Origin of the sequence: uncultured Boseongicola sp., assembly GCF_937988555.1 — a bacterium.
In the GTDB taxonomy this organism is placed as follows: domain Bacteria; phylum Pseudomonadota; class Alphaproteobacteria; order Rhodobacterales; family Rhodobacteraceae; genus Boseongicola.
Genome location: NZ_CALJXO010000007.1, coordinates 1 through 10079, shown reverse-complemented (window position 1 = coordinate 10079; position 10079 = coordinate 1). Strand labels below are relative to the sequence as shown.

General features: G+C 58.3%; 10 protein-coding genes and 2 pseudogenes. 7 read left to right on the top strand and 5 right to left on the bottom strand.

Annotation, left to right across the window (positions count from 1 at the left end; all coding sequences use genetic code 11):
• Positions 1-276: 276 nt before the first annotated feature.
• Positions 277-1185 (top strand): matrixin family metalloprotease, encoded by a 909-nt coding sequence (locus tag Q1B15_RS00270; RefSeq protein WP_299748414.1) that lies wholly within the window; start codon positions 277-279, stop codon positions 1183-1185.
• A gap of 8 nt (positions 1186-1193) precedes the next feature.
• Here the strand turns inward: Q1B15_RS00270 and Q1B15_RS00265 are convergent, their stop codons facing one another.
• Both Q1B15_RS00265 and greA read right to left on the bottom strand, forming a co-directional pair.
• A complete protein-coding gene (locus tag Q1B15_RS00265) occupies positions 1194-2228 on the bottom strand; it encodes a hypothetical protein (protein ID WP_299748411.1) in 1035 nt (344 codons plus the stop codon).
• A gap of 21 nt (positions 2229-2249) precedes the next feature.
• Positions 2250-2720, bottom strand: a complete 471-nt coding sequence (gene greA, locus Q1B15_RS00260; RefSeq protein WP_299748408.1) for a transcription elongation factor GreA — start codon at positions 2718-2720, stop codon at positions 2250-2252.
• A gap of 256 nt (positions 2721-2976) precedes the next feature.
• Between greA and Q1B15_RS00255 the strand changes: the two genes are divergently transcribed.
• From Q1B15_RS00255 to Q1B15_RS00235, 5 genes are all read left to right on the top strand, one after another.
• Positions 2977-4611, top strand: coding sequence for an electron transfer flavoprotein-ubiquinone oxidoreductase (locus Q1B15_RS00255; RefSeq protein WP_299748405.1), 1635 nt, complete (start codon positions 2977-2979; stop codon positions 4609-4611).
• Positions 4612-4710: 99 nt separating this feature from the next.
• Entirely contained in the window at positions 4711-6417 is a 1707-nt protein-coding gene (locus tag Q1B15_RS00250; RefSeq protein WP_299748402.1) for a tetratricopeptide repeat protein, read from the top strand.
• A complete protein-coding gene (locus tag Q1B15_RS00245) occupies positions 6410-7312 on the top strand; it encodes a 4-(cytidine 5'-diphospho)-2-C-methyl-D-erythritol kinase (RefSeq protein WP_299748400.1) in 903 nt (300 codons plus the stop codon). Before Q1B15_RS00250 ends, Q1B15_RS00245 begins: the two co-directional genes overlap by 8 nt.
• Before the next feature lie 86 nt (positions 7313-7398).
• Positions 7399-8184: a peroxide stress protein YaaA gene (gene yaaA, locus Q1B15_RS00240; protein WP_299748397.1), complete on the top strand. Its 786-nt coding sequence runs from the start codon at positions 7399-7401 to the stop codon at positions 8182-8184.
• 110 nt (positions 8185-8294) lie between these two features.
• On the top strand, positions 8295-8516 hold the full coding sequence (locus tag Q1B15_RS00235) for a hypothetical protein (RefSeq protein WP_299748416.1): 222 nt from the start codon (positions 8295-8297) through the stop codon (positions 8514-8516).
• A gap of 8 nt (positions 8517-8524) precedes the next feature.
• Here the strand turns inward: Q1B15_RS00235 and Q1B15_RS00230 are convergent.
• From Q1B15_RS00230 to Q1B15_RS00220, 3 genes and pseudogenes are all read right to left on the bottom strand, one after another.
• A pseudogene (locus Q1B15_RS00230) lies at positions 8525-8581 on the bottom strand (hypothetical protein); the annotation flags it as partial.
• Between the two features lie 215 nt (positions 8582-8796).
• Positions 8797-9213: a hypothetical protein gene (locus Q1B15_RS00225; protein ID WP_299748394.1), complete on the bottom strand. Its 417-nt coding sequence runs from the start codon at positions 9211-9213 to the stop codon at positions 8797-8799.
• A gap of 103 nt (positions 9214-9316) precedes the next feature.
• The gene (locus Q1B15_RS00220; protein WP_299748392.1) at positions 9317-9742 is read right to left on the bottom strand and encodes a MarR family transcriptional regulator; all 426 of its coding nucleotides are present in this window, start codon (positions 9740-9742) and stop codon (positions 9317-9319) included.
• 129 nt (positions 9743-9871) lie between these two features.
• Here Q1B15_RS00220 and Q1B15_RS00215 point away from each other — a divergent pair.
• Positions 9872-10079: pseudogene (locus Q1B15_RS00215) on the top strand (glycine C-acetyltransferase); the annotation flags it as partial.

The window sequence follows — 10079 nt, the reverse complement described above, 5'->3', positions numbered from 1 at the left end:
ATACATGCTGAAGGTCTCGCTGGCCTCGACCATGGGTCCGGGCGTTACGGTTGATGTATCATCGGCCACCGGCAACGACTAAACTGTCCAAAATAATAATTAAAAAGGCGCACCCTTCGGGGTGCGCCTTTTTTGTGCGGGGATCGGCCGAAATAGCGCGCGGCAATGCTCCGATATCCGCCATGCCACAATTCCGCCGTTAGTTGATCCAAATGTCTCGATTGACACTTGGTTAGAACGGGAAGCAGAAGTTTCCGACTAAGACTTGAGGCCACGATGTACTATACCAGCTATGGGACAAAATGGGGTGACCCGGACTTTGGCACGGAGAGCGGTCAAATTTTCTGGAGCTCCGACCTGACCTCTGGCCTGCAGTTCGGCGCAGGGGATTCTGTCTCCGAATTTGACGGTACATTGCAATCTGCCTTTGATGCTTGGGAAAGCGTTTCCGGGTTGGATTTCACCTACGTTTCTTCGGGAGCCAGTGATATCACAGTTATCGTTGACGCGATGCCTTCGGCCTATCCTGACAGCGTCGTTGGCTATGCCAATTGGTCAACCAATGGGACAACCATCACGTCGGGGACCCTGACCTTCGATGAAGAGGAGTTTTGGGCTCCCAATGGCGAGGGGTCGGGCACAGTTGATTTCTTTGCCGTCGCCTTGCACGAGATCGGTCATCTTATCGGCTTAGACCACTACATCCCGAGCCCGGGCGAGCCAGCTCAGATTATGAACTCTTCGATTTCGGTGGGTGAGCTTAGGTCGGGTGATATCGCCGGTGCGCAGTATATTTATGGTGCTGGCGATGGCGCTACACCTCCTCGGGCGGACGCCGTATCCCCGGAGGAAGAAGCGCCTCCTGTTGCTACAGACGATGGCGGCAGCAGTAGTGGCGCGATCGGTGCGATCATCGGATTGCTGGGGCTCGTCGTTGCCATGGTCTTTGGCGGCGGTGCCGGATTTGTCGGGCTCGCTGCGGGCCGTATGGCCGAAGGCGATGACGATGAGGACAACGCAGACGAAGAAGCGCATGAGTTTGATGACGTTCTTCTGACCGACCTTTTGCCGGTCGCTGAAGCCATGTCACACGCGGTATATGTCGACGATCTTGGCAACTTCATGGCCGATCCGAACGACCATGATCAAGACCACGAGGAAGAAGATGACCTGTTCCTCGTCTAGGAGGCAGATTAGTCGAAAATTCCGGCGACGCGACCCAAAAGCATAAAGGCTCGCGCTGTACGGGTTTCCGTCAGGGCGGCCAGTTCCTGATCGCTTAGGCGGTCGGCGATGCTGGCCAAAGTCTTATCGAAGGTGCGCAGAAAATGGTGCGAGGCATCGCGAAAAATCGAATCCTGTCGCATCCGCGCGGCGCTTAGCGCCAGTGAAGATCTGTCGCGCACGCCGCCGAGGCCGGAAACGGTCGGCCCGCGCTCGCCACTTGCAAACCGTCTCCAGATATCCGTCTTCGAGCGATCTGGCGTCAGATCATCCATGTAGATGCCGTCCTGACTAAGAAGCGTCAGCACATCCTGGCTCGCCTGGATCAAAACCGCGGCGCGTCGGTCCGCCAACGCGCGCCGCAGTGCATCAAAGCCCGCGCGGTCGTCTGCGGTTTCCGGGAAGTTCATCGCCGTGATAAAATCCGCCGTCGATACTGGCGTGCCGTACATTTCGGCAGGCGTCCCAAGCGCAAGATCGGGTTGCCCGTCCATCACGGTCGGGGGCGCCATTGGCGGCACAGCGGGGCGCTCGGGCGACGGGGCAGGGACCGAAATGGGGCGTGTGGTCGCGAACTCGGCCATGGCGCTTTCCGCGCGCTTTTGGCCTTTCACGATCTCGTCGATTTTGCGTTCGACGTTTGGCCCCATTGTCGTCGCTGCCATCTGCGCCTGGGTGATGTAAATCTGGCGCATCGCATCCATCGAAACCGCAAGCCGTTCGCTTTCTTCGCGCATGATCCGCGCCGATTTAACCGCAATTGACCCGATCCAGATCAACGCCACCGGCAACAACACCGCCAGGACGACAATCAGGAACCGCAATCCGCCAAGTTCTTCGGAACCGCCAAGGCCGACAATGGCCAGAAAGGCGGTGCACATCACCAACCAAATGGCCGACACGACCAGTGCGATCTTATCAGCCGGGTCAAGCGAGGTATCGGCCGCCACGCGGCTATATATGCCAAGATCCACAGGCGGTTTGCGTTCAGAGCTTTCGGACATGGGGCGAAATGGCCCTTTCGGTCAGCTAAATTTAATGGACAAAATCTCGTAGGCTTTCTCGCCGCCAGGCGTGCGGACTTCGACGCTGTCGCCTTCATCCTTGCCGATCAAAGCGCGTGCAAGAGGCGACTTGATGTTCAGCTTACCGGACTCAATATCGGCCTCGGGTTCGCCGACGATCTGATAGGTTTTCTCTTCGTTGGTGTCTTCATCGATGATCTTTATCACCGCACCAAACTTCACTGTGCCGGACAGCCTGGACGTGTCGATCACGTCGGCAAGCGATAAGATACCCTCAAGTTCTTTAACACGGCCTTCGATGAAGCTCTGCTTTTCACGGGCGGCATGATATTCGGCGTTCTCGCTCAGATCACCATGCTCGCGCGCTTCGGCAATCGCACGGATCACCGCCGGCCGTTCGACCGACTTCAGCTTCTTCAATTCATTGTTCAGCGCGCTATGGCCGGCGCGTGTCAGCGGTATCTTTTCCACGTGAAGTCCTTTCGCCACAAGCGGCGTCAATTTCGCTTCTTAAATTCAAGCCGGGCAGGGAGAGTCAAGAGCAGATGGACTTGGAAGGCAGTCCTTTGCCCAGTTGGTTTCTATCACAAATGTGCGAGAAGGAGAGAGTTTATCGCTATTATGGCAAAGTATTCGCCCTGATACGCTGGGTCGCAATTGACGCCCGTGGTCGAAGTGCGAATAAATCGCCCGGAACAATCAAGACAAAATCAGAACAGGATCAGCCATGAGCGACATCGAACGCGAAAGCATGGAATACGACGTGGTCATCGTGGGCGCGGGGCCTGCCGGGCTTTCGGCGGCCATTCGGCTGAAACAGCTCGACCAAGAGATCAACGTGGTCGTGCTGGAAAAAGGCTCGGAAGTGGGCGCACACATCCTTTCAGGTGCGGTTCTTGATCCCGTCGGTCTGGACGCGCTGATCCCAGATTGGAAAGCCAAGGGTGCGCCGCTGACCGTACCGGTGCGCGAAGATAATTTCTACATGCTCGGCGAAGCTGGTCAGGTCCGCATCCCGAATTTTCCGATGCCGCCCTTAATGAACAATCACGGCAACTACATCGTCTCGATGGGCAATGTCTGCCGCTGGATGGCCGAGCAAGCCGAAGAAATGGGCGTGGAAATCTTCCCTGGTATGGCGTGCTCGGAACTAATTTACGGTGTGAACGGCGAAATCAAAGGCGTTGTCGCCGGCGAGTTTGGTTTGAACGCGGACGGCACCCAAAGCGACGCCTATGAGCCCGGGATGGAGCTCCATGGCAAATACGTCTTCCTTGGCGAGGGTGTGCGCGGATCGCTTTCAAAGCAGGTGATCGAGAAATACGCCCTTGATGCCAACGCTGAGCCACAGAAATATGGCCTTGGCATGAAGGAAATCTGGGAAATCGACCCTGCGTTGCACAACGAAGGCTCGGTCACGCATACGATGGGCTGGCCGTTGGGCAAGAACGCAGGCGGTGGCTCTTTCGTCTATCACCTTGAGAACAATCAGGTGTACGTCGGGTTTGTGGTCCATCTGAACTACAAAAACCCGCATCTTTACCCCTACATGGAATTTCAGCGCTTCAAGCATCACCCGATGATCGCCAAGCTGCTTGAGGGCGGAAAACGTGTCGCTTACGGCGCGCGCGCGATCACCGAGGGCGGATACCAGTCCATGCCCGACGCGGCTTTTCCGGGTGGCGCGCTACTTGGCTGTTCCGTCGGCCTCGTCAACGTCCCGCGCATCAAAGGCAACCACAACGCGATGCTGTCCGGCAAGGCCGCAGCGGAACACGCATTTGCAGCCATCAGAGAGGGTCGTTCTGGCGACAAACTTGAGGGCTATATGGCCGAGCTGAAGGAAGGTGCTATCGGTCAAGACCTGAAAAAAGTTCGCAATGTCAAACCTTTGTGGTCAAAGCACGGTCTGATGACCTCTCTGACGCTGGGTGGATTTGATATGTGGACCAACACGCTTGGGTTCTCGCTGCTTGGCACGGTCAGCCACGGCAAGAACGACGCCGAAAGCACCGGATTGGCCGCCAATTTCGCGCCCATCGACTATCCAAAGCCCGACGGCAAGCTTAGCTTTGACCGCCTTACCAACGTCAGCTTTTCAATGACGAACCACGAGGAAAGCCAGCCCGCGCACCTAAAGTTGAAGGACGCCAGCATTCCGATCTCGGTGAATCTGCCGAAATATGCAGAACCGGCGCAACGCTATTGCCCCGCAGGCGTTTACGAAGTGGTCGACGAGCAATTCGTGATCAACTTCCAGAACTGCATTCACTGCAAAGCCTGCGACATCAAAGACCCGTCACAAAATATCGTCTGGACCACGCCACAGGGCGGGGACGGGCCGAATTATCCGAATATGTAACACATCCGTCATGATCGGCGGTCATAGTGCCGCCCCGCATTGCCTCTTAGGGGGCGCGCCACTACCTTTTTTATCAACCGCGACAACAAGGATAGCCTGATGCCGTTGATCCGTACTTTGACGATTGCTGCCGCACTGGCCGTGGCGTCCCCTGTTTTGGCAGAACCTGCTTCGGGCAGTTACCTCGCCGCGCGTTCGGCGATGATCGCCCACGACTACGAGGAGGCCGCGCAACAGTTCTCTCGCGCGCTTGTGCGTGATGGGCGCAATCCGGTGCTGCTGGAAAACGGCTTGACCGCCTATATCGGTCTTGGCGATCTTGACCGCGCCGCGCCGCTGGCCCGTCGCCTTACTGAAGTTGGCGCGTCAAGCCAGATCGCAGCACTTGTGCTTGCCGGAGACGCCGCCGCGCGCGGCAACTGGGACGGCCTTCTGGCCGATCTGGACGCCGGCATGACCGTCGGGCCTTTGTTCGATAGTCTTCTTAAGGCATGGGCGGAACTTGGCGCTGGCCGGATGGGCGAGGCGCTTGCGGGATTTGATGCGGTTACTGGTAATCAGGGCGTCGAAGCTTTTGGCTTGTACCACAAGGCTCTTGCGCTGGGCTCGGTCGGCGATTTTGAAGGTGCGGCTGATATCTTCTCGGGCGAAAGCGGCACCACGATCCGCCTCACACCGCGCGGGATCATCGCCTATGTGCAGATCCTCAGCCAATTGGAGCAGCCACAGGTCGCGATTGATCTTTTGGACGCAACTTTGGGCGCCACGCTTAATCCACAGCTTGTTGCGATGAAGGCCGCTCTTGAATCCGGGGAAACGCTGCCGTTTGACGCGGTCCGCACGCCCGCCGATGGCGTTGCCGAGATTTACCATTCCATAGGCGGCGCCCTGCGCGGTGAAGCTCAGGAAGCCTACACACTGCTTTACACGCGTATGGCGCTGGCGATCCGTCCCGACCATATCGACGCCCTGCTTGCGACGGCCGAAATCCTTGAAAGCCTCGATCAATACGATCTTGCCACCGAAGTTTACGACACCGTCCCCCGAACGTCGCCGGTCTATTACGCCGCCGAACTAGGGCGCGCGGCGGCTCTGCGTCGCTCGGACCGTTCCGATGCGGCAATCGAAGTCCTCAAGCAGTTGTCTGAAAGTCACGGCGATATTCCGTCAGTCCAGATTGCGCTGGCCGACGCCTATCGCCAGATCGAGAACTTCGAGGCGTCGCTGGCGCCCTATGCCCGCGCGCTTGAATTGATCGGTGAACCACAAGAACAGCACTGGATCGTTTATTTCGCCCGCGGTATTGCGCATGAACGGCTAGATCGGTGGGGCGACGCCGAGGCCGATTTCCGCGCCGCCTTGGACCTGCGCCCCGAACAGCCACAGGTGCTGAACTACCTCGGATATTCCTTCCTTGAGATGAACGAAAACCTCGACGAAGCGCTTGATCTGATCGACCGTGCCGTCACCCAGCGCCCCGATTCGGGGTACATCGTTGATAGTCTTGGCTGGGGGCTTTACCGCGTTGGCCGCTACGCCGAAGCCGTTGGGCACATGGAGCGCGCGGTCGAATTGCTGCCGGTCGACCCCATCGTAAACGACCACCTTGGTGATGTTTATTGGGCTGTTGGCCGCGAGCGCGAAGCCGAATTCCAATGGCACCGCGCTCTGTCCTTCATCACCGATGACACTGACCCCGACGATGTCGAAGCCGGGCGTATACGGCGCAAGCTTGAGGTTGGTCTTGATGTCGTTTTGGTTGAGGAAGGCGAGCCGCCTCTGAAGTTTGCGAACGACGATGGTTAACGTCTTTGCACCGGCAAAGATCAACCTGACGCTTCACATCACCGGACAACGCGACGACGGCTTTCATCTGCTTGACTCGCTGGTGACCTTCGCAACCGTGGGGGATAAGCTGCACCTGGAAAAAGCGGGTGTGTTTTCGCTCATCGTTGAAGGCCCCGAGGCCGCTGGCGTTCCGGCCGACATGGACAACCTCGCCCTGCGCGCGGCCGCATTGGTGAGCGCCGACCTGAAAGCGGCGATCACGCTGACCAAAAACCTCCCGACGTCTTCCGGAATAGGCGGAGGGTCGGCAGATGCAGCGGCGGCATGGCGCGGGATGCTGGGACTTGAAGGCAACGGCGAGACCTTTGCAGACCGCCACTATGCGATGCCCGAAATCCTGCTTAAAACGCAACTCCGCGCCCTAACGAGGCTTGGCGCAGACGTCCCGATGTGCATTGCCTCCTCTCCCGCGCGCGTGCGCGGTATCGGCGACAGATTGGCTCTGCACCCATTGCCGACGTTGCCTGCGGTGCTGGTTAACCCGCGTGTGCCGGTATCAACGCCGCAGGTTTTCAAGTCGATGAAAACGCGGGAAAATCTGCCAATGCCCGAGACCATCCCGGCGTTTGAAGCCGCGTCTGACCTTATTGATTGGCTTCAGGGACAACGCAACGATCTGCAAGTTCCGGCCATTGCGATTGTGCCCGAAATCTCCACGGTCCTGGACCGTCTTACTGCATGCGCCGGCGCAAAGCTGGTCCGCATGTCGGGGTCAGGTGCGACCTGTTTTGCGCTTTTCGATGACGTCGAAGCCGCGAAAGCTGCCGCGGGCGCGCTCTACACTGAACGGCCCAACTGGTGGGTCGCAGGCTGCATGCTTGGCAATATGTCTGGACGGGCATTGCCGAAATAACCTAAGTGGTTGGCGCTTTTGCCTCCCCTTTCCCCTTTTCCAACTCCGCCCCGCGCGCTACTTCTGGAGAAAGAGGAGCCGTTGCCATGCTAACCGTCATATCCCCCGCCAAACGCCTTGATTGGTCCGACCGGGCTGTCACACCGACCGCACCGAATTTCCAGACCGAAGCCACACAGTTGGCCGGCCACGCGCGGCAGTTGACGCTTGGCAAACTGAAATCGATGATGGATCTTTCGGACAATCTGGCGCGCCTCAATCGTGACCGCTTCCGCGCCTTCGTGGACGCCCCCGACGCTACCGCAACCCGCCCCGCCGTCTTCGCCTTCGCGGGGGATACTTATCAGGGCCTTGAGGCAGCAACTCTTGACCCAAACACCCTAGAGCGCGCGCAAAACCACCTGCGCATCCTATCCGGGCTTTACGGCGTGTTGCGCCCGCTTGATGGGATCCAACCTTACCGCCTTGAAATGGGCAGCCGCCTGAAAACCCGTCGAGGCACATCGCTTTATGACTTCTGGGGTGACACGATCTCCAAGTCGCTGAACGGCGCCGCTGAAGCCGTCGGCACCGATCTTTTGGTGAACTGCGCCAGTCAGGAATACTTTGGCGCAGTCGACCGTCAGGCGTTGAAGCTTCAGATCATCACCCCGCAATTTTATGAGGTGAAGGGGGGCACACCCAAAATCGTCAGCTTCTTTGCCAAAAAAGCGCGCGGTGCGATGGCGCGGTTCATCGTCGAAAACCGCGTGACCAGCGTCGAGGGTTTGCGCGATTTCGACCTTGGCGGTTATCGCTTCCAGATGGATCTTGGCGACGCCGCAACGCTTGTCTTCCACCGCGATGCACAAGCTGCCAGTCAGGCGGCCTGACACTCTCAGATCGTAACCTGAGCGACGGGTTCTCTAGCGCGCTCTGCCTTAGGGTCTTCAACCGCCATTGGCAGGCATGGCACAGCATCCAAAGGCCGTGCCGTCAGGATATGATCGATAAGTTTTATGCCAGGCTTGTTAAGGTAATCGTTAATGCCAGCGGCCAGAATGTCCTCGGCATCCCCTTCCATCGCGTGTGCGGTGATCGCAACAATGGGGCAGGCTCCCAGACCCTGCTCGAGTTCCGTCGCGCGGATGTGACGCGGGGCCTCCTTGCCATCATTTTCGGCATGGAAATATCGGTGAAAAAGATATCTGGACGCGCGGCTTGAAACGCCTCGATTGCTTCCATTCCGTTCTCGGCAAAGACAAGACCGCTATTCAGCGCCTTCAGCATTTTCTCAACCGCGAAACGGTTGGTACGATTGTCTTCTGCTGCCATGACCTGCATGCGTCGCACACCGGGTTCAGCAGGCTGCGGAACGGCAACTTTCGAAGGTTCCGGCGCGACAGCGCCTTCTAAAACTGTCTCGGTAGGCGCTTGTTCTTGTGGTACAGTGGCGTCTGTAGAAGCCTCAAATGCCGTTGGCGGAGCGACCGCCTCGTGTCCTCTCAAATGTGTATCCTCGTCGTCGCCTTCCCCAATTTACAGGGAGCGACCAGCGGCGACAGCTCGCTTATGCCAGTCATCATAGCCGCGCGTAGAAACGGTCGCGGCAACAACCGGTCGAACGCCATATCGCCCATTGGCGTTTTTGTCGGCCCGACCACCACTTTGAATAGTCCGGCTGATTTGAGCTGCACTTTCAATGCCGCGGCAATCGCAAAGCGGTCCTCGCCGTCTTTGGGTTGGCCCACAACGATCACATCGCGCGCATTTGGATTTTCGCCGGAAATATCGTCAAATCCATCAACCGGCACGGGCGTTAGTCCGATCAAGCCAAGCTGTTTGGCCAATACCGTCCGGTCCATCCCCGGTTCTTTCACAATGATCGCACGATCAAGCCAGGCAGGGGCGCTAACGTCCATGGGCCACTCCGCCGTCCGTCACCTTCACGCAACAAAGCCAGTTATGGCCCGATCACGGTAAATAAGCGGTTAATCTGGGCGACCAAGGGGCGATGTTCTCGCCCTAGTCGCTTGAAAGCAATGCCTGCAAGGCCCGGCGAAACACGTCAGCATCCGGGCCAAGATTGTCCATCAATGACGTCTCAAACGTTGCCGCAACCGGCGTCATCGTCGCGATCAGATCGCGGCCCTTGTCAGTCAATTCCAACGCCACCAGCCGCCCGTCATCTGGGTCGGGGCGCCGCGACACGAACCCCGCCGCTTCAAGGCGCGTGGCGGCCCGGCTGACCCGGCTTTTCTCCATCGCGACCTTCTTTTGGATATCGCGCACGCTGACACTGGGCGACTGGCTCAGATGTGCCACAACACGCCATTCCGCAAGGCTGATCCCAAACCGCGCGCGGTATTCCCGCTCGAACGCGCGGCTTGTGCGCTCGGCCAGAACCGCAAGTTGATACGGTAGAAATTCTTCCAGATCGAAGTCACTCATGACGCTCACAAAGCCACAATCCCAGGCAATTGCCCAGCCCAGCCCATCGCGTTCGCGTCGCCCGCGTGTTGCAGCCTGTCTGGAATGCGCGGCCCAACGTGGTATCGTTCAACCAAGGAGGCGCTTGCCATGACCAACTTCGATCAACACTTGGACGAAACCCTTGCTGCCATTGATGCCGACGGCTTGATGAAGGCCGAGCGCGCTATCACCTCGCCGCAGTCGGCACACATCACGGTCGCGGGCCGTACAATGCTGAACCTATGCGCCAACAACTACCTCGGGCTTGCCGATGATCCCCGGCTTATCAACGCCGCCAAAGGCGCACTTGATAGCC